This window comes from Kitasatospora sp. NPDC001527, from assembly GCF_040298605.1.
Taxonomy (GTDB): Bacteria; Actinomycetota; Actinomycetes; order Streptomycetales; family Streptomycetaceae; genus Kitasatospora.
In genome coordinates, this window is sequence record NZ_JBEPAM010000001.1 from 29,899 (window position 1) to 47,944 (window position 18,046).

The 18,046-nt window shown below is 72.8% G+C and carries 17 protein-coding genes and 1 tRNA gene; 3 read left to right on the forward strand and 15 right to left on the reverse strand.

Annotated features, from left to right (window positions below; genetic code table 11):
- Nucleotides 1–95: 95 nt before the first annotated feature.
- From ABT238_RS00130 to ABT238_RS00140, 3 genes are all read right to left on the reverse strand, one after another.
- Nucleotides 96–1,610 carry a hypothetical protein gene (locus ABT238_RS00130; protein ID WP_350558966.1) on the reverse strand — a complete coding sequence of 505 codons (1,515 nt, stop codon included), beginning with the start codon at nt 1,608–1,610 and terminating at the stop codon, nt 96–98.
- Nucleotides 1,607–3,115, reverse strand: coding sequence for a GT4 family glycosyltransferase PelF (gene pelF / locus ABT238_RS00135; RefSeq protein WP_350558963.1), 1,509 nt, complete (start codon nt 3,113–3,115; stop codon nt 1,607–1,609). The genes ABT238_RS00130 and pelF overlap by 4 nt, the downstream gene beginning before the upstream one ends.
- A gap of 104 nt (nt 3,116–3,219) precedes the next feature.
- A complete protein-coding gene (locus tag ABT238_RS00140) occupies nt 3,220–5,607 on the reverse strand; it encodes a hypothetical protein (protein WP_350558960.1) in 2,388 nt (795 codons plus the stop codon).
- A gap of 412 nt (nt 5,608–6,019) precedes the next feature.
- On the opposite strand from ABT238_RS00140, the gene ABT238_RS00145 reads away from it, so the two are divergent.
- Complete coding sequence (locus ABT238_RS00145) at nt 6,020–6,856, forward strand: tyrosine-protein phosphatase (RefSeq protein ID WP_350558957.1); 837 nt, start codon at nt 6,020–6,022, stop codon at nt 6,854–6,856.
- A gap of 46 nt (nt 6,857–6,902) precedes the next feature.
- Here the strand turns inward: ABT238_RS00145 and ABT238_RS00150 are convergent, their stop codons facing one another.
- The 8 genes from ABT238_RS00150 to ABT238_RS00185 form a co-directional block, all read right to left on the reverse strand.
- A complete protein-coding gene (locus ABT238_RS00150) occupies nt 6,903–7,757 on the reverse strand; it encodes an RNA polymerase sigma factor SigF (protein ID WP_350754931.1) in 855 nt (284 codons plus the stop codon).
- A 175-nt stretch (nt 7,758–7,932) separates the two neighbouring features.
- Nucleotides 7,933–8,802 (reverse strand): RNA polymerase sigma factor SigF, encoded by an 870-nt coding sequence (locus tag ABT238_RS00155; RefSeq protein ID WP_350754933.1) that lies wholly within the window; start codon nt 8,800–8,802, stop codon nt 7,933–7,935.
- 299 nt (nt 8,803–9,101) lie between these two features.
- Nucleotides 9,102–9,395: a Dabb family protein gene (locus ABT238_RS00160; protein ID WP_350754935.1), complete on the reverse strand. Its 294-nt coding sequence runs from the start codon at nt 9,393–9,395 to the stop codon at nt 9,102–9,104.
- A gap of 60 nt (nt 9,396–9,455) precedes the next feature.
- Nucleotides 9,456–9,596 carry a hypothetical protein gene (locus ABT238_RS00165; RefSeq protein ID WP_199839657.1) on the reverse strand — a complete coding sequence of 47 codons (141 nt, stop codon included), beginning with the start codon at nt 9,594–9,596 and terminating at the stop codon, nt 9,456–9,458.
- Nucleotides 9,597–10,079: 483 nt separating this feature from the next.
- Nucleotides 10,080–10,169 (reverse strand) — tRNA-Ser (locus ABT238_RS00170).
- Between the two features lie 56 nt (nt 10,170–10,225).
- Nucleotides 10,226–10,735, reverse strand: coding sequence for a tRNA adenosine(34) deaminase TadA (tadA, locus tag ABT238_RS00175; RefSeq protein WP_350558945.1), 510 nt, complete (start codon nt 10,733–10,735; stop codon nt 10,226–10,228).
- A gap of 57 nt (nt 10,736–10,792) precedes the next feature.
- Nucleotides 10,793–11,293: a tRNA adenosine deaminase-associated protein gene (locus ABT238_RS00180; RefSeq protein WP_502884102.1), complete on the reverse strand. Its 501-nt coding sequence runs from the start codon at nt 11,291–11,293 to the stop codon at nt 10,793–10,795.
- A 290-nt stretch (nt 11,294–11,583) separates the two neighbouring features.
- Nucleotides 11,584–11,820 (reverse strand): hypothetical protein, encoded by a 237-nt coding sequence (locus tag ABT238_RS00185; RefSeq protein WP_350558939.1) that lies wholly within the window; start codon nt 11,818–11,820, stop codon nt 11,584–11,586.
- Nucleotides 11,821–11,994: 174 nt separating this feature from the next.
- Between ABT238_RS00185 and upp the strand changes: the two genes are divergently transcribed.
- Nucleotides 11,995–12,630 (forward strand): uracil phosphoribosyltransferase, encoded by a 636-nt coding sequence (upp, locus tag ABT238_RS00190; RefSeq protein WP_350541577.1) that lies wholly within the window; start codon nt 11,995–11,997, stop codon nt 12,628–12,630.
- Nucleotides 12,631–12,717: 87 nt separating this feature from the next.
- Here the strand turns inward: upp and ABT238_RS00195 are convergent, their stop codons facing one another.
- Together ABT238_RS00195 and ABT238_RS00200 are read right to left on the reverse strand one after the other, a co-directional pair.
- Complete coding sequence (locus tag ABT238_RS00195; protein WP_350558936.1) at nt 12,718–13,389, reverse strand: LytR C-terminal domain-containing protein; 672 nt, start codon at nt 13,387–13,389, stop codon at nt 12,718–12,720.
- 276 nt (nt 13,390–13,665) lie between these two features.
- Complete coding sequence (locus ABT238_RS00200; RefSeq protein ID WP_030061387.1) at nt 13,666–13,962, reverse strand: type II toxin-antitoxin system VapB family antitoxin; 297 nt, start codon at nt 13,960–13,962, stop codon at nt 13,666–13,668.
- A gap of 170 nt (nt 13,963–14,132) precedes the next feature.
- Here ABT238_RS00200 and ABT238_RS00205 point away from each other — a divergent pair, with 170 nt between their 5' ends.
- A complete protein-coding gene (locus tag ABT238_RS00205; RefSeq protein ID WP_350754937.1) occupies nt 14,133–15,683 on the forward strand; it encodes a helicase HerA-like domain-containing protein in 1,551 nt (516 codons plus the stop codon).
- 19 nt (nt 15,684–15,702) lie between these two features.
- On the opposite strand, the gene ABT238_RS00210 is transcribed toward ABT238_RS00205, so the two are convergent.
- On the reverse strand, nt 15,703–16,698 hold the full coding sequence (locus tag ABT238_RS00210; RefSeq protein WP_350558930.1) for a hypothetical protein: 996 nt from the start codon (nt 16,696–16,698) through the stop codon (nt 15,703–15,705).
- Nucleotides 16,699–16,850: 152 nt separating this feature from the next.
- A complete protein-coding gene (locus tag ABT238_RS00215; protein WP_350558927.1) occupies nt 16,851–18,014 on the reverse strand; it encodes a hypothetical protein in 1,164 nt (387 codons plus the stop codon).
- Between the last annotated feature and the right edge of the window lie 32 nt (nt 18,015–18,046).

The following is an 18,046-nucleotide window of genomic DNA, read 5'->3' on the forward strand; positions in this document are numbered from 1 at the left end:
GTCGGTACGGGTGGTGCTGTCCGTCGGTGCTGATTCGGTGGTGCGCTGGTTCGGTGGTGCGCTGTTCAGCGGTCGGGCTGTACGGCGGTGCCGGTTCAGCGGTGCTTGGTGGTGCGGCCGAGCACGGGCCCGGCGGTGGCGGTGAGGACGGCGGCCGCGGCCCCGCAGCCGAACAGCTGCAGGACGGTCGGGTCCGCACCGGTCAGCAGTCCGGCGCACTCGGCGCCCGCGGCTGCCAGACAGATGAGGGCGGTGCTCCAGCTGAGCCCGAAGGCGTTCAGCAGCAGCGCCAGCCAGAGCGAGCCGCCGAGCAGCAGCAGCGCGCCGAGCTCCGGGACGCCCAGCGCGGGTGCGCCGGGCCAGAGCACGGTGGCGGCGGCGTCGAGGGCGGCCACGGTGGTGAGGTAGATGAACAGGCAGCCGAGCAGCACGCCGCCGGTGCGGCGGGCGAACTCGACCGGGGTGTGGCTGGTGCGCAGCGCGGCCACGGCCATCGCCCGGTAGCGGAAGAGCAGCCACTCGGCGAGGCCGAGGCTCAGCGTCAGGGCGATCATGGCCGGCCCGGTCGGGCTGGCCGAGGCGCCCTCGGCGCTGCCGGTGCGCACCGCCTGGTGGACGGTGACCCCGAGTCCGGCGATCAGGGTCAGGGTGCCGACCGAGAGTCCGAACAGCAGGTGCGGGACCTCCTTGTGCAGCGGCAGCCGCAGCGGGACGGGCTCCGCCTCGGCGCGCCGGCAGCTCAGCAGTTCCCGGGCGGCGAGCCCGACGGCCAGGCCGAGCGAGGCCAGCAGCACCCCGGTGCGGACGGCCTGCGGCACGTCGACGGCGAGCACCACGCCCGCGCCGAGCGCCGACGGTGCCAGCGCCAGCAGCAGGAACTTCTCCCGGCCGAGCACCAGCAGCACGGTGGCCGCCGCCAGGTAGGCGGACTGACCGGCGGCGAAGCAGAGCGCGCCCAGCGGTCCGCCGACCGCGTACCCGGCGGCGGCCGCGGTCAGCGCGCCGAGCGGTGCCCCGATCGCCAGGCAGGTCCCGGCCGAGCGGCGCCGGCCGCGGCCGAGCCAGGCGTACGCGCGGTGCGCCAGCGCCTGGTTCCACGACCAGCTGACCAGGGTCGCGACGGACAGCGCGAGCATGCCCGAGGGCAGGCCGAAGCGCATCCGGTCGGCGGCGAACAGGTTGGCGCCGAGCAGGTAGCCGAGGCCGGGCAGGGCGAACACCAGGCCGCGGACGACGCACCGCCAGGGGTCGGCCCGCCAGGGGTTGGCGAACTCGGCGCTCGGCCCGGGGTAGCGGCGCTCGACCCGTTCGAACAGCTCCTCGGCGACGGTGAAGGCGTCGGGGCGGCCGTAGAGCAGGCCCGCCTGTTCGTCGGAGAGGCCGTCGGACTCCAGGAAGGCCGCGATCTCGTAGGGGTGGACGGCGTCGGCGCAGATGTCCTGCAGCCGCTCGGCGAGTTCGTCCAGCGGGTCGGGGGAGAGGTCGAGCTGGTCCGTCTGCGGCCCGGAGCGCTGCGCGGGCAGCGTCGGGCGGCGCCGCTTCAGCGGCAGCACCCGCAGCTGGACGGTCTCGTCGGCCTCGTTGGGCACGAGACGCAGAGGCCCACTCATGCCGTCACCTCGCTGCGCTCGGAGAAGCCGGGATCCTGCTGCCAGTCCGGGTCCGGCGGGCCGTCGGTGACGGCGACCACGCCCTCGGGCAGCCAGCGGGAGGTGCCCAGCAGCTCGGTGTAGATGCCGCGGAAGCCGTCGATGTTCTGGCGGAGCGTGAACTGCTCGATCACCCGCAGCCGGGCCTGCTCGCCGAGCCGGGCCCGGCGCTCGGGGTCGCGCAGCAGCTCGATCGCCGCCGCGGCCATCGGCTCGGGCTCGCGCGGCGGGACGACCAGGCCGGTGTCGCCGACCGCCTCGCGCACGCCGCCGACGTCGGTCGAGACGGTGGCGCGGCCGCAGGACATCGCCTCGATCAGGGTGAACGGGAAGCCCTCGCTGATCGAGGAGAGCATCACCACGTTCCCGGCCGCGTAGGCGTCGGTGATGTCCGCGACCCGGCCCTCGAAGACCACCGCGTCGGCGGTGCCGAGTTCGGCGGCGAGGGCCTCGCACCGCTCGCGGTAGGCCTCGCCGCCCTTGGGGGTGCCGCCGAACAGCCGCAGCCGGGCCTCGGGTATCTCGCGCCGCACGATCGCGAACGCGCGGATCAGCGTTTCGAGGTCCTTGATCGGGTCGACCCGGCCGGCCCAGCTGAGCGTCGGGGTCTCGGGCTCCGGGCCGGCGGGCGGGAAGGCCGCCGGGTCGACGCCGTTGTAGACGGTGCGGATGTGCGTGGAGGGGGTGCCGCCGCGCTCCTCCCAGCGCCGGTTGTACCGGTTGCCGGGGGTGACCAGCGCGGCCCGCCGGTAGCTCTCCTCGGCGAGCATCCGGTAGAAGCCCAGCAGCAGCGCCTTGACCGGCCAGCGGTAGGGGCCGGTGCGGTAGCCGAGGTAGCGCTCGCGCAGGTAGATGCCGTGCTCGGTGAGGAGAAACGGTACGCCGAACTGCTGAGCGGATATCAGCCCCGGCAGGGTGGCCAGACCGCCGCTCGCGGCGTGCGCCACGCCGTCGCGCGGCGGCTCGACCGAGAGCGGGCGCAGCGCGTGCTCCAGCAGGTCGGTGGCGTTCAGCGCGTCGTGCATGGTTGGCCGGGAGACGGCCGTGGAGAGGTAGTCGCGGGTCCAGACGTGCTGGAGGGTGCGCAGCGCGCGCTCGCTGCGCAGCGCCGGGCTGAGCAGTCCGCGCCGGGCGAGGTCGGCGAAGCCGTACAGCTCGGTCCCGAAGTGGGTGGTGTAGACCGGGTCCAGGAGGGAGTGCAGGAACCGTTCGTAGGCGTTGAGGAAGCGGCGCATCTCCTTGCCGCGCGGTGCCTTCGCCTCCGAGGCCGGGCCCCACAGCGGGGCGGTGGTGACCGACCGCACGTTGGCGGGCAGTTCCCAGGCCAGTGGTTCGTGGCCGGTGCCGGTGACGGCGATGATGTCGAAGTCGACGTCCGGCATGCCTTGGACGAGCTGGTCGCACCAGACACTGACACCACCGTGCTGGTGCGGGTACGTCCCCTCGGTGAGCAGGGTGACGCGCATCTGTGTCCCCCCTCCTGTTCTTGCCTCAAGCTCCCGGCCGGGCGGGCCGGTTCGGGTGGTGCCGGTGGCGGCCGCCGCAGCGGTCCGCCACCGGGTTCACCTGTCTAGCGGTTGCCGGGCGAGCCGGCGGTCTTCCTGGCGGGTTCGGCCTTCCCCCCGGAGGCCTTGCCGTGCTGCTGCGGGGTGCCGCCGTGGCCGGCGGCCTTCCCGCCGGTGCCGCTCGCCGTACCCGCAGTCGTACCAGGAGCGGCGTCCTTGCCCGCAACCGGGGCCCCGCTGCCGGGGACCAGGGTCGGCGCGTCGGTGCGGTCGGTGTCGCCCGGGCCGGCCGGGACGGCGTCCGCGGTGCCCTGCGGGACGACCTTGGTGTCGGCCGGGGCCGGGGCCGGGACGGACTTGGCCGCGGCGCTCGGGCTGGTGCCGGCCGGCGCGGCCGGGGTGCCCGCGGCGGGCAGCGTCAGCTGGACGCCGCTCTGCAGCTGGCCGGGCTTGACCCAGCCGGAGAGCGAGCCCGCGTAGGCGGTGCCGAAGGCGGTGGTGCCGATCGCGAGCTGCTGGACGGTGCCGGTCGGCATGGTGGCCTGGACCTGGACGCCGGCCGGGGCGTTCACCCGGACGGTGTCGCCGATCCGGTAGGCGGTCACCTGGCCGGAGGCGACGGCCGTGCTCCAGGCTGCCCGCCGCTGGAACTCCTGGCCGATCTCCTTCTGCGCGAGGTTCACGACCGGGGTGTTGTCGGCGTGCAGCGACCGGTAGGTCGAGAGGATCTTCTCCAGCACCGGGTAGACGATCCGGTCCTCGGACAGGTTCGACTGGTGGATGAAGTGCGGCCGGGGGTCGTTGCTCAGCACGTGGCCGAGGTCGATCCTGGCCTCCAGCGGAACGATGTACGACTGGTATCCGGTGTTGACGTCCAGCGGGGCCGGCAGGCAGGTGGAGTTGGCGTTGACCTCGCAGACGCCGCTGCCGCCGTTGGCGACGCTGGTGTAGATCCAGTTGTACTCGTCGGTCTCCTCCTTCGCCGTGGCGGCGTTGTAGAAGATGTTCATCGGGTAGCGCGGCACGGTCAGCGCGGAACCGACGGCCCGCTGGGCGGGCTCGCGGGAGGCGTCGCTGGCGGTCCACTTGACCCCGTTGGCGGCCAGCGCGGGAGCCAGGTACGGGTTGTCGCTGGTCTCCTGCGGGGCGGTCAGCAGGCCGGAGTGCTCGCCGGTGACCAGCTCGGTCTTGTCGAGCTGCAGGCCGCGGGCGGCCGCCCAGTCCAGGTTGGTCTTGATCTGGGAGTTGATGGTGGCCTGGTCGATCCAGACCGTGCTGCCCGAGGTGGTCTTGGTGCACTTCCACGGGACCACCGAGACGTCCTGGAGGCAGCCCAGGTACGGGTGGGTGTAGGTGTGGTTGATCCACCGGTAGCTGGTCTGGTCGGCGACCATCCGGTCGACCACCGGGTCGGTGGTGGTCTCGTGGTCGGACTTCCAGTCCTCGCTGCCGCCGCCGTTGAACACCATGTCCATGGTGAAGTCGTGGTCGAGCTGCCACTGCTTGGCGTACTCGGCGTCGGCGACCGTCATCCGGATCGGGTTGGCGGTCTCCGGGGTGCCGGGCGGGCAGGTGACGTCGCCGGGGGTGCACTTGAGCACCGTGTCCCAGCGGTCGTCGGCGAGGAAGACGTCGTCGACGTGGGCCGCGAAGTAGTTGCGGTCGTAGCCCAGGTGGACGCCCTGGGTTATCCAGTCGACTATGCCGCGGGCCAGCAGGCGGTACTGCTGCTGGTACTGGTTGTAGACGAAGGTGACGACCAGTTCCTTGCGGCCGGCGTGCTGGTACTCGCCGACCAGCGAGCCCTTGGCGGTGCTGTTCGGGATCGGCACCTCGACCAGCGGGGTGAAGCTGGAGCCGGCCGGCAGGGTGGCCAGCGGGGTGGCCAGGTAGCCGTAGCTCTCCGAGACAGTCGGGTCGTTGTCCTCGAACGGGACGCTGCCCTTGAGGTAGTCGAACGGTCCGCTCAGGCCGGCCGTGGTGACCTGGCCCTGGAAGCCGTCCAGGGTCCCCATGTAGCCCGGGTTGACCGCCCAGTTCAGGCCGACGTCGGGACGGGCGTAGGTGTAGGCGTCGACCTGGCGGACGCCGAACGCGGCCTCGTACGCGGCGATCGCGGTCATCTCCGCGGAGCCTGCGGCGAACGGGTTGTCGTTCGGCAGCACGATGCCCTGGTACTTGCCGCGCGGCTGCCCGTTCAGCGTGTCGCTGAGGAAGGCGGCGTCGATCACCGGGCGGTTGGCGTCGTTGAGGTCGACGAGCTTGTACGGCGTGCCCTGGCTCTTGAGCTCGGCGGCGATCGCGGCCGTGGCCGGCCCGCCGTCGCTGATCACCAGGACGGTGAGATCGATCCGGGGCGTGGCGGTGTCGGCGTGTGCGAGGGACGACTGCAGGCCTCCGGCCAGCAGAACGGCTGCCGCGCACGCGGCAACTCTCCGGGTCGCTCGACCCATGATGTCTTTCCTCCCCTGGGCAGGGCGCTCCGCTGCCGGCGTTCACCTGCCCCGTAGCTGTTCGCGGGCAGCAGGCTGCCCGGCGCCCATCCTGATGGAACTCCCGTGGCAGGAGGGGCCGAATGGGCAGGAGTGCAGCGAATCTGTTACCAACGTTCATGGTCGGGCCATGAGGGCGCTGATTGTGGCCGAAACCGCGTCGACTGCGCAAATAATGAATTAAAAATTAAAACCCGGAACCTAGCGTTACCGCTGCTCACCCATCGTGCGATCCGATGGATGAACCGGACCCTACACTGGCGGCGTTGCCCGTGACACTCTTGCACATCCTGCCGTTTTGGTGGGCAGGTTCATGCAATATCGCTCAGGGTTGTGCAACGTCACCGTCCGAATATCCAATGGAGGCCGTTGAGTGACCGAGCAGCAGACCGAAACCGCCGCAATTCCGGCCGCCCGCAGCCTGGGTCTGCTCGGTGCCGTCAACGCCCGTGACCTGGGTGGCTATCGCACGGCGGACGGGCTGGCGCTCCGGGCCGGCGTCGCCCTGCGCAGCGACGGCCTCAGCCGGCTCACCGACGAGGATCTCGGACGGCTGACCGGTCTGGGTCTGCGGCGGATCGTCGACCTGCGCAGCCCGGAAGAGGTCCGCGAGGCGGGTGCGGACCGCATCGCCGACGGTGTGGTGCTCCATCAGCTCCCGGTGTTCGCCGCCGACTTCGACATCTTCGCGACGCTGCGCGAGGCGATGGCCGACCGTGATCCGCGCAAGCAGCGCGCCCTGCTCGGGGGTGGCCGCGCGGACGCGATGATGACCGGCCTCTACCGTTGGTTCGTCACCGACCGGGTCGCGCGCGAACGGTTCGCCGGCGTGCTGCGCCTGCTGGCCGATCCGGGCGGCGCGCCGCTGCTGTTCCACTGCTCGGCCGGAAAGGACCGCACCGGCTGGACGGCGGCCGTGCTGCTGACCGCCCTCGGGGTGGAGCGGGAGACGGTGGTCGCGGACTACCTGCTCACCAACGAGCGCTCCGCCGCCGTCGTCGAGGCGGTCCTGGAGGGCTTCCGGGCCGGTGGTCTGATGCACGAGCCGGAGCTGCTGCTTCCGGTGTTCCGGGCCGAACGCCGTTACCTGGAAGCGGCCTTCGCGGAGGTCGAGGCCGGCTGGCCGGACTTCGGGGCGTTCTGGGCCGACGGCCTCGGGCTGGACGAGGCCGTGCTGGCCGGGCTGCGGGCCAATCTGCTGGCACCCTGAGGCAGCCCCCGGAGCGGTTCCGGGGCGGGCCCGGGGCCGGCCGTGCTCAGCCCTCGGCGGTCAGGCCCTCGCGCAGCTGGGTGAGGGTCCTGGTCAGCAGCCGCGAGACGTGCATCTGCGAGATGCCGATCTCCTCGCCGATCTGCGACTGGGTCAGGTTGCCGAAGAACCGCAGCATGATGATCCGGCGCTCGCGCGGCGGCAGCTTGGCCAGCAGCGGCTTGAGCGACTCCCGGTACTCCACGCCCTCCAGCGCGAGGTCCTCGTAACCGAGCCGCTCGGCCAGCGGGCCCTCGCCGTCCTCCTCGCTCGGGCTGGAGTCCAGCGAGCTGGCGGTGTAGGCGTTGCCGACCGCCAGGCCCTCCACCACGTCCTCCTCGCTGACGCCGAGGCAGGCGGCCAGCTCGGCCACGGTGGGGGAGCGGTCGAGGCGCTGGGAGAGCTCGTCGCCGGCCTTGGTCAGCGCCAGCCGCAGCTCCTGGAGCCGCCGGGGCACCCGCACCGACCAGCTGGTGTCCCGGAAGAAGCGCTTGATCTCGCCGACCACCGTCGGCATCGCGAAGGTCGGGAACTCGACCCCGCGCTCCGGGTCGAACCGGTCGATCGCCTTGATCAGCCCGATGGTGCCGACCTGGACGATGTCCTCCATCGGCTCGTTGCGGCTGCGGAAGCGCGCCGAGGCGTAGCGGACCAGCGGCAGGTTGAGCTCGATGAGGGTGTCGCGGACGTAGGTGTGCTCGGCGCTGCCCGGTTCGAGGGCGGCCAGCCGCCCGAACAGGGAGCGGGAGAGCGTCCGGGTGTCGAGCCCGGCGTCCGGCGCGGTCGCGGCACGCTGGAGCGGGATCTCCGCGGCGCCGACCGGTGCAGCGTGGATCTCCGCAGTGCCCACATCTGAGGACATGCACCCACCCCCTCGTGACTGACGATCCAACGGGCGCCGTCGTCGGAACGTTCCCGCGCTCGCGTCCGGCCCCCTCCCACCCTCCATACCGGCTCACGCTCCCCGGCAAACCCGAGGGTCGCAAGATGTCACGCGCCGGTGACGCGGCGCTGTCGGGCCGTAACGGTGCCGGCGCTCACTCCTCCCAGGAGTTCCCGGTCCGCAGCCTGGTCAGGATCCGCGACAGCAGCCGCGAGACGTGCATCTGGGACATCCCCAGCTCGGTGCTGATCTGCGACTGCGTCAGGTTGGCGAAGAACCGCAGCATGACGATCCGCCGCTCCCGCTCGGGCAGCTGCACCAGCAGGTGGCGGACCATGTCCCGGTGCTCGACCTCGGCCAGCGCGGAGTCCTCGTAGCCGAGCCGGTCGAGCAGCGCCAGCCCGCCCTCGTGCTCCTGGGCCGCCTCCAGCGAGGCCGCGTTGTACGCCCGCCCGGCGTCCAGGCAGGCCCGGACGTCCTCCTCGGGGATGCGCAGGCTGGCCGCGATCTCCGGCACCTTGGGGGCCCGGCCGTGCACCACGGTCAGCTCCTCCATCGCGCCGCTGACCTGCACCCAGAGCTCCTGGAGCCTTCGCGGGACGTGCATGGTGCGGACGTTGTCCCGGAAGTAGCGCTTGATCTCGCCGAGGATGGTCGGCAGCGCGTAGGTGGGGAACTGCACGCCGCGGCCGGGGTCGAACCGGTCGATGGCGTTGATCAGACCGATGGTGCCGACCTGGACGACGTCCTCCATCGGCTCGCTGCGGCTGCGGAAGCGGGTGGCGGCGTACCGCACGAGGGGGATGTTCACCTCGATCAGCGCGGCCCGGATCCGCTCGCGCTCGGGGGCGTCGGGGGGCAGCTCGGTGAGCCGCTCGAAGAGCACCCGGGTGAGGGTGCGGACGTCGACGGCGGGGCGGCCGCCGGGACCGCGCAGGCGGTCCGGGCGCAGCTCGCCGGCCGGGCTGATCACGGCGGCCAGCACCTCGTCGTCCGGTGCGCTCCCTGGTGTCCGCACGGACACGTCACCCCTCCCAAAGCCGACAACGGTGGGACCTGCGGACCGGGTGTCGCGTCTCGTTCACCACCTCACCATGTCCGGCAAAACCGGTCATAGCATCACAAGGCGGGCATGTGTCGGGCAAGTACCGAGCGGAGGTGTGTTGGTGCGCCGTCCGGGCCGGGGGCCGGGGCGGCGGTGCGGCGCGCAGGCCGTTCCGGGACAGAGCGAGGCGCCCCGCCCGGAAGTCGGACGGGGCGCCGCGGGCCGTCCGGGGGACGCGCCGGGCCGGCCGGTCGCGCCGCGCGGACGGGCCGCCGGGCTCAGACCTCGATGTCGGCGATCACCCAGGTGGCGAATGCGCGCCACTGCGCCGCCGCGGCCTGGTGGGCCGGGTGGGTGAGGTACGCCTGGAGGGCCTCGCGGTCCTCGACCAGGCTGTTGATGGCGTAGTCGTGGGCGATGTCGCGGTCGGTGGTGTTCCAGCCGCACTCCCACTCGCGCAGTTCGGGGATGACCGGGCCGAGCTCGGCGAAGGCCTTGGCGCCGGCGAGCGCGCGCTCGTCGTCCTTGCTGACGCCTTCGTTGAGCTTGAACAGGACCAGGTGGCGGATCACGGTGCCGCTCCTCGCGGACGGGGTCGGATGTCGGGCCCACCGTAGCCGGTGGGGTCCGGGCTACTTCACCAGGCCGGTCATGAAGGTGCCGATCGCCTTGGCGGCGTTCGAGATGCCTTCGAACCCCAACTGGACCAGCTCGGCCGCGCGGGCGGGCGAGGTGATGATCGTGTAGAGCACGAAGATGAGCAGGAGGACCATTCCGATCTTCTTCGCCTGCGCCATCCGGTGACCTTCCTCCCTGCTGTGGGCCGCCGTCGTTCGGTCCCCGATCGGCCCGGTGCAACGGGCAGCTTATCCACCCGGACGGCCTATCAAGTGTGCGACGCGTTCACCTGCCGGGACGAAGGTCCCCGGGACAGGGGCCTTTCTCCGGGTGCCCGGGCCGCCCGCGGGCGGCAGGATGGTTGATGTACCGAGGATCTGGCAGGAATCCCCGGTACGTGGATCCGGAGTTCCCCGCTGTGGGACCGGGCGCCGCGGCTTCCCCCCCGACGCGGCCCCGGTTGTGGGACTCCGCCGGGGGAGCGGTCAGTCCCCCCGAACCGCTCCCCCTCTTCCAGGCTCCGTACTCGACAGGCGTTGGTGGTCATCGGCCGACGGGTACGGAGCCCTTTCCGCGCCCGAGGGTGCGCGGGAACGCCGAGGGCCCGTCCGGTTCACCGGACGGGCCCTCGGGCTTTCTGGCGGTAGCGGTGGGATTCGAACCCACGGTGGAGTTGCCCCCACACACGCTTTCGAGGCGTGCTCCTTTGGCCGCTCGGACACGCTACCGAGGGGAACTCTACCGGACGGGTGGCGCGGGAACGAAATCCGTTCCCGGGGCGGGATCAGCGGTGGGTGTCGAAGAAGGCGCGCAGCTGCTCGCCGCACTCGTCGGCCAGGACGCCCCAGACCACCTCGGGGCGGTGGTTGAGCCGGCGGTCGCGCATCACGTCGAAGAGCGAGCCGGCCGCGCCGGCCTTCTCGTCGAGGGCGCCGTAGACCACGCGGTCGATCCGGGACAGCACGATCGCGCCCGCGCACATGGTGCAGGGCTCCAGGGTGACGACCAGCGTGCACCCGCTCAGCCGCCACGCCCCGAGCTCGGCCGCCGCCTCGCGGATGGCGACCACCTCGGCGTGGGCGGTCGGGTCGCCGACGGCCTCGCGCTCGTTGTGGCCGCGGCCGAGGACCTCGCCGTCCGGACCGAGGACGAGCGCCCCGACCGGGACGTCCCCGGTGGCCGGCGCCAGGGCGGCCTCGGCGATGGCGAGGCGCATCGGCGCCGCCCAGCGGTCGCGGACCGGATCGGGGCGGACGGGGGCGGGCAGCGGGGGAATCGGGCGGGCGGACTGCATGGCATCCAGTGTCGGGCATGGCGGAGGTCCGGCCGTCCGGGTGACGGACACGGAGCGTTACCGCACGGCCTCCAGGACCTCACCACAGCCGAGCGCCTCGGCGATCTCCTCCAGCGCGTCGCCGGGCACGGCGCCCTCGCCGCTGAGGGCGATCAGCTCGTCGGCGGCGAGGCCGAACTCGGTCAGCAGGTGGGCGTCGCCGAGCGGGCCGACCGGGACGCCGCCGCGCCCGTCGCCGTCCTCGTCGTCCTCCTGCTCCTCGGCCTGCGCGTCGTCCTCCAGCTCGGCGACCAGGTTGTCCAGGTCGCCGAACTCGCTCTCGCCGGCCTGGTCCACCAGCTCGTCGGTGAGGACGGAGCCGTAGGAGCTGCGGGCGGCGGCGGCGCCGTCCGACACGAAGATCCGCGGATCCTCCTCGCCGTCCACGCGGACGATGGCGAACCAGGCGTCCTCCTGTTCGATGAAGACCAGGACGCTGTCGTCGTCCTGGGTCGCCTCGCGGGCCAGGTCGGCCAGGTCGGCGAGGGTTTCGACGTCGTCGAGCTCCGTCTCGCTCACATCCCACCCGTCCTCGGTGCGAGCAAGCACTGCAGCGAAGTACGCCACCAGGGACACTCCCAAGATCTCGGTCTCGGCTGTCGGCGCTCGCGGGCGACGCGGTACTGGCCGCCCCCGCGCCAGAGGCGGTCCGCTGTTCGGACCGTCCCATCGGAATCGTGACAGAAAGCAAGGCTCCGCGGGGGGTGTTCTGCAGCGCGTCTTTGCAGGTCGTGTCGGAAGGGCTGGCCGCCGGACGGTCAACGGCGGCCGGGTGGCAGCGGGAGTGTGGAGAAGCCGTGGAGGGCTTGTCAGAACCGGAAGGTTCGCATCCGCATCGCCTCGCGCATCCGGCGCTCCTTGGTCCGGCGCGGCTGCACCCGCTCGCGCAGTTCGCGGGCCTCGGTGAGCTCGCGCAGGAAGACGGCGCGGCGCCTGCGGCGCTCCGCCTCGGTCTCCGGCCGGTCCGGGGGCGGGCCCGAGCGGCCACCCGACGGGGCGGGGGCCCCGTCCGCCGAGCCGTCCCCGGGGTTCGGGTTGCTCGTCATAGGACCTGACTTTCCCAGATCGGCCGGGTTGATACCACAGGAGGCCGATCCGTCCGGACATTCTCGCCGGGTCACGGCGCGTCACGGTCCGGCCCGCGTCCGCCCGGGTCGCCGCGCGGCCCGGCCTGGCACGGCGTGTCGTACGGGCGTCCGGACCCGGGCTAACCTCGATGCATGCGGATCCACGTCGTCGACCACCCCCTGGTCGCCCACAAGCTCTCCACCCTGCGCGACGAGCGCACCGACTCGCCGACCTTCCGTCGCCTGACCGACGAGCTGGTGACCCTCCTCGCGTACGAGGCCACCCGGGACGTCCGCACCGACGAGGTGGAGATCACCACCCCGGTGGCCGTGACCACCGGCACCCGGCTGTCCTACCCGCGCCCGCTGGTGGTGCCGATCCTGCGGGCCGGCCTCGGCATGCTGGACGGCATGACCCGGCTGCTGCCGACCGCCGAGGTCGGTTTCCTGGGCATGGTGCGCAACGAGGAGACCCTGGAGGCCTCCACCTACGCCACCCGGATGCCGGACGACCTGTCCGGCCGCCAGGTGTACGTGCTCGACCCGATGCTGGCCACCGGCGGCACGCTGGTCGCGGCGATCCGGATGCTGATCGAGCGCGGCGCCACCGACGTCACCGCCGTGGTGCTGCTGGCCGCGCCCGAGGGCGTCGCGGTGATGGAGCGCGAGCTGGCCGGCCTGCCGGTCACCGTGGTCACCGCCGCCGTCGACGAGCGGCTGAACGAGAACGGCTACATCGTCCCGGGCCTCGGCGACGCGGGCGACCGGCTGTACGGCACGGCGGGCTGAGGCCCGTCCCGGCCCCGGGCCCCGGCCCCCGGTACGAGAAAGCCCCCCGGCGCGCCGCCGGGGGGCTTCGTCGTCGTGCGGGGCCGGTCAGCAGGCGCCGGTGGTGCTCGGCGCCGGGACCGGCTTGGTGGCCAGGGCGAGCGCGGCGGCGGCCTGGGTCTCGTCCAGCAGCGCGTTGTAGCTGTCGCCGATGACGAAGTCCACGGTGGCGTCGGTCCGGGCGTCGGCGGTGCTGGTCGCGCCCGCGATCACCGAGCCGACCAGGGTGGACGCCCCGGCGCCCGCCGGGCCGGCGATCACCTGGGCGGTGCCGGGCACCTTCTTGTCCAGCTCCGCCGGGGCGTTGCCGACCTTGCCGATGGTGAAGCCGCGCTTCTTCAGCTCCTCCGCGGTGCGGGCGGCCAGGCCGGCCTTGGCGGTGGCGTTGTAGACGTTCACGGTGACCGCGGCCGGCTGCGGGACGGCGTTCGGGTCGATCGGGGCGGCGGCCGAGCCGGGCACGGTCGGTGTCGCCTCCGGGGCCGGGGCGGCCAGCGGCTTGCCGGACGGGGTGGCGCAGGCCTGGGCGGAGGCGTTCTTGCCCTTGCCGCTGAAGATGTCCCAGAGCTGGACGCCGCCGAGCCCGATCAGCGCCAGCGCGAGCACCGCGGCGATCAGCGCGAACACCTTGCGGCTCTTCTTCGGCGGGCGGCCCAGCCGTGGATAGGAGTTGCCGGTGATCCGGTACTGCTTCCCCTTCAGGCCTTGGGGAGTCAACATGCTCACGGTTTGTCTCCCCCTCGTGCCGGGGCGGGGATCGGGTGACGGTGGGCCGGGCGCGGTGCCAGGCGGACGCGGTGTCACGCGCACGCCGTCGTGGCCGTAGTCAGCAGATTAGTGCCGTACAGCGGTGAAGGTACTAAACGATCATCATCAGGAGTACGCCGGTACCCGAATGGCGGCACCGCGACCGCACCCGGGTACGAACGGACCGCCCTGCCGGGCTGGCCGGAGGGCGGTCCGCACGCGTACGGGGCCGGTCGGCCGGCCCCCGGGTCATTCCATTTCGAGGACGCGGGCGTGCAGCACCTGGCGCTGCTGGAGCGCGGCGCGGACCGCCCGGTGCAGTCCGTCCTCCAGGTACAGGTCACCGTGCCACTTCACGACGTGCGCGAAGAGGTCCCCGTAGAAGGTGGAGTCCTCCGCCAGGAGGGTTTCCAGATCCAGTTGTCCCTTGGTGGTCACCAGCTGGTCGAGTCGCACCGGGCGCGGGGCGACGTCCGCCCACTGGCGGGTGCTGGTACGGCCGTGATCCGGGTACGGCCGCCCATTGCCGATGCGCTTGAAGATCACACGGAAAGCCTACCGTTTGGGCGGCGGATGGCGCAGCAGCCGCGACGCCGCCACGCGCACGGGTACGGGCTGCGGGCGGGGGATTGCGGCTGTTTCATGGGAAATGTCGTGTAGGTCCCGCGGCTGCCGTCCGCTCGCCCGGTCCGCCGTCCCGCTCTGGAGGGTGTCCGATGTCCGCTGCCGTTCCGTCCGCCGTCCGGGAGATCGCCGACGGGTACGCCTTCACCGGGCCCGCGCTGGACCTCGGCGCCGTGCTGCTGGACGGCACCGCGTACGCCGGGGCGCCGGTGCGGGTGCCGCTCGGGGTGCTCAACCGGCACGGGCTGGTGGCGGGCGCCACCGGCACCGGGAAGACCAAGACCCTCCAGCTGATCGCCGAACAGCTCTCCGCCCAGGGCGTGCCGGTGTTCCTGGCCGACATCAAGGGCGACGTCTCCGGGGTGGCCGCGCCCGGCGAGCCGGGGGAGCGGACCGCCGCCCGGGCCGCCGAGGTCGGCCAGGACTGGCAGGCCCGGGGCTGCCCCGCCGAGTTCTTCGCGCTCGGCGGCCAGGGCACCGGCATCCCGCTGCGGGCGACGGTGACCAGCTTCGGGCCGCTGCTGCTGGCCAAGGTGCTGGACCTGAACGAGACCCAGGAGTCCTCGCTCGGCCTGGTCTTCCACTACGCCGACCGGCAGGGCCTGGAGCTCTACGACCTCAAGGACCTCACGGCGGTCATCACCTTCCTCGCCTCGCCCGAGGGCAAGGAGGAGCTGAAGGGCATCGGCGGGCTCTCCGCCGCCACCGCTGGGGTGATCCTGCGCTCGCTCACCCTGCTGGAGAACGAGGGCGCCGGGGCGTTCTTCGGCGAGCCGGAGTTCGACACCGCCGAGCTGCTGCGGCGCACGGAGGACGGCCGGGGCGTGGTCTCGGTGCTGGAGCTGCCCGCGGTGCAGGACCGGCCGCGGCTCTTCTCGACCTTCCTGATGTGGCTGCTCGCCGACATCTACCAGGAGCTGCCCGAGGTCGGCGACCTCGACCGGCCCAAGCTGGTCTTCTTCTTCGACGAGGCGCACCTGCTGTTCAAGGGCGCCTCCAAGGCCTTCCTGGAGGCGATCACCCAGACGGTGCGGCTGATCCGCTCGAAGGGGGTGGGGATCTTCTTCGTCACCCAGACGCCGAAGGACGTGCCGGGGGACGTGCTGGCGCAGCTGGGCAACCGGGTGCAGCACGCGCTGCGGGCGTTCACCCCGGACGACGCCAAGGCGCTGAAGGCGACCGTCTCGACCTTCCCGAAGTCGCCCGTGTACGACCTGGGGGAGGTGCTGACCTCGCTGGGCACGGGCGAGGCGGTGGTCACGGTGCTGTCCGAGAAGGGCGCGCCGACGCCGGTCGCGGCGACCAGGCTGCGGGCGCCGCAGTCGCTGATGGGCCCGCTGGAGCCGGCGGCGCTGCGGGCGGCGGTGGACGGGTCGGCGCTGGTGGGCGCGTACCGGGACGCGGTCGACCGGGAGTCGGCGTACGAGAAGCTGGCGGCGCGGGCCGCCCGGCCGCAGGCGGAGCCGGTGCCGTCCGGTGAGCCGCGGCGGGAGCCGGAGGGGCGGCGGGAGAAGGAGGACGCCGGGCTGCTCGGGTCGCTGCTGAGCAACCCGGCGCTGAAGTCCTTCGCCCGCTCCGCCGGGACGCAGCTCGGGCGGGAGATCTCCCGGAGCCTGTTCGGGACGTCCCGGCGGCGCAGGTGAGCGAAGGGCCCTACGCGGATCAGACGCTGTCGGTGAGCCAGACCCGCCCGGCCGAGATCGGGCGCTCGGCGACGGTGCGCGGCACGGTGGTGTTCAGGCTCCAGCGGTAGCCGGCGAAGAGCTTGGTGTCGGCGTCCGCGTAGAACACCATGTGGCCGTAGCCGACGCCGTCGTGCTCCTTCCAGGTGGAGCCGCCGGTGCCCGGGACCTCCTCGATCCGGGAGTCCGGGAAGGCCCGGTAGAGCTCGGTGGCGGTGCCACCGAGCGCCGGGTTGCCGTGCGGGTCGCTGGTGCAGTCGATGACCTCGAAGACGTACGGCACGACCGGGCGGCCGATCTTGGCGTCCACCACCGCGTCGGACCAGGTGCCCTTGCGCTCCCGGATCATGACGACGTGCCCGGTGTACGGCTTGGTGTCGTCCTCGTCCGGGTGGTAGTCGAGGGCCACCAGGTCGCCGGGGCGCAGGTTCACCGGCTTGGTGACGCGGGTGAAGTGCGGGAGCGAGGCCGTGTCCAGGAAGGCCTGCTGGTACTTCTCGGCCGTCGGGTACGGGTTGGTGTTGGCCGGGTCCTTGATGAAGTACTGCTGGAAGTACTCCCGGGTCGCCCAGCCGTAGCTGTAGTCGCCCCAGGGCATCGGGGTGCCGGCGGGCACGGTGGGCGCGGTGCCGTAGGCGCGCTGGAGCGCCAGGGTGACGAACGAGGAGCACTGGGAGAGGTTGGAGAACTCCTCCGGGTGCCCCGGGGCGCCCCAGCGGACGCTGGTGGGGACGTCGTCGAACACGCCGGCCCGCTTGTAGCGGTTGGCGAGGTGCTCCCAGGGGCGCAGGCGCAGGTTGTCGATCAGGGCCTCGGCCTCGATCTGGTGCGGCAGCTTGGGGGCGTACGGGGCGGCGGCCGGGATGGTGGCGGCGGAGGCCTCACCGGCTCCCGTGACGGTGGCCAGGGCGGCGGCGCCGGCGGTTCCGGCGGCGCCGGCGAGCAGGCCGCGGCGGGTGATCCGTGGTGTGGACATGGAGTGCTCCCCCTCGTCGGATGATCACGACTGAGGGGGAGCTTAGGGGCCACGTGTTGGCATGGTCAGGATCATTTCGCGCAGCTGATCGATCGGATCCGGCCAAATGGCCAACCGGGTTCGACCGGGTTCGAGCGGGCGGGGAGCGGTGCTCAGCCGAGCGCGGCCCCGATCCGGTCGAGGGAGGAGAGGCGCATGAGGCCGTAGTTGTAGAACTCCACCTCCGGCACGCCCAGTCCGCGCAGCACGGCGATCTTCGCCGCGAGGTTCGCCGGGCCGTCGCAGTCCGACGCCATCGGACGCAGGATCACCGCCATGTCCTGCGGGCGCACCCCGTGCAGGGCGAAGGCGGCGACCTTCTCGCGGACCTCCTCCGGGGTGCGCGCGTAGCCGAGCGTCTCGATCTGGTGGGCGGCCTTCGCCAGCCCCGGCAGGTCGATCCCGGACAGCCAGCCGGTGCCGGGCCCGCCGCCGTCCATGAAGGTCAGCCGCATGCCGTGACGGGCCGCCTCCTCGGCCAGCTCGGCGGCCAGCGAGGTCACCGTGACCGCCGAGGCGTCCACGTAGGCGGCGACGGCGCCGTCCGCCAGTTCGTCCAGCGCGGCCGGCTCGGCGGCGGCCGCGTCGTCGGCCAGCCGGCGGCGCAGCTCGGTGCGGACCGCCGCGGCCACCTCGTCGGCCGGCACGCCCGCGCGGGTGGCCGCCGCCCGGCAGTGCGGGCAGAAGCAGAGGCCGAGCAGCGCCTCGGCGGCCGGGCCCAGCTCCTCGAAGTAGCGCTCGTGGTGGTAGCCGTGGCGCAGCCCGTGGAAGTGCAGCGACTCCGCCCGGATCGCGTCCACCCCGTACCGGGCCAGCTCCGCCACCAGGGTCCGGGCGTACTCCCGGACCTCCGGGTGGGCCGGGCACAGCTCGGTGAGGTGGCGGTCGCCGAAGGCGTTGGCGGGCGCGCAGTCCGGGTGCTCGAAGCCGAGCCGGTCGTTGTGGCAGAACACCGTCCAGGCGTGCAGCTTCAGACCGCGCCGGCGGGCCTCCTCGGCGGCCTCGGCGAACGGGTCGCGCTCGCCGATCGCGGTGGACGGCACGGGCCGCAGCCGCCGTCCCTCCCAGCGGGCCGGGTCGGGGCGGAAGTAGGCGGCGCCCGGCTCCAGGTAGCGGATCACCCGGTGCGGGTTGTGCGGGAAGACGTCGCGGGCCTCGTGGTAGACGGAGGCGAGGGTGACGCCGCCGACCCCGGCCCGGTCGGTGAGGTTGCCGAAGAAGGTGCCGGCGCCCTCGTCGAGGAGGTCGGTGGCGAAGGCGAGGACGGACGACTCCACGGTGCGGCTCCGGAGCAGGGGGCGGGTGCCCG

Coding starts and splice junctions, on each gene's coding strand:
- pelF (WP_350558963.1), bottom strand. CDS start 3,115: ATGCGCGTCACCCTGCTCACCGAGGGGACGTACCCGCACCAGCACGGT.
- ABT238_RS00150 (WP_350754931.1), bottom strand. CDS start 7,757: ATGTCCTCAGATGTGGGCACTGCGGAGATCCACGCTGCACCGGTCGGC.
- ABT238_RS00205 (WP_350754937.1), top strand. CDS start 14,133: ATGTCCGCTGCCGTTCCGTCCGCCGTCCGGGAGATCGCCGACGGGTAC.
- upp (WP_350541577.1), top strand. CDS start 11,995: ATGCGGATCCACGTCGTCGACCACCCCCTGGTCGCCCACAAGCTCTCC.
- ABT238_RS00210 (WP_350558930.1), bottom strand. CDS start 16,698: ATGTCCACACCACGGATCACCCGCCGCGGCCTGCTCGCCGGCGCCGCC.
- ABT238_RS00185 (WP_350558939.1), bottom strand. CDS start 11,820: ATGACGAGCAACCCGAACCCCGGGGACGGCTCGGCGGACGGGGCCCCC.
- ABT238_RS00140 (WP_350558960.1), bottom strand. CDS start 5,607: ATGGGTCGAGCGACCCGGAGAGTTGCCGCGTGCGCGGCAGCCGTTCTG.
- ABT238_RS00165 (WP_199839657.1), bottom strand. CDS start 9,596: ATGGTCCTCCTGCTCATCTTCGTGCTCTACACGATCATCACCTCGCCC.
- ABT238_RS00195 (WP_350558936.1), bottom strand. CDS start 13,389: ATGTTGACTCCCCAAGGCCTGAAGGGGAAGCAGTACCGGATCACCGGC.
- ABT238_RS00130 (WP_350558966.1), bottom strand. CDS start 1,610: ATGAGTGGGCCTCTGCGTCTCGTGCCCAACGAGGCCGACGAGACCGTC.
- tadA (WP_350558945.1), bottom strand. CDS start 10,735: ATGCAGTCCGCCCGCCCGATTCCCCCGCTGCCCGCCCCCGTCCGCCCC.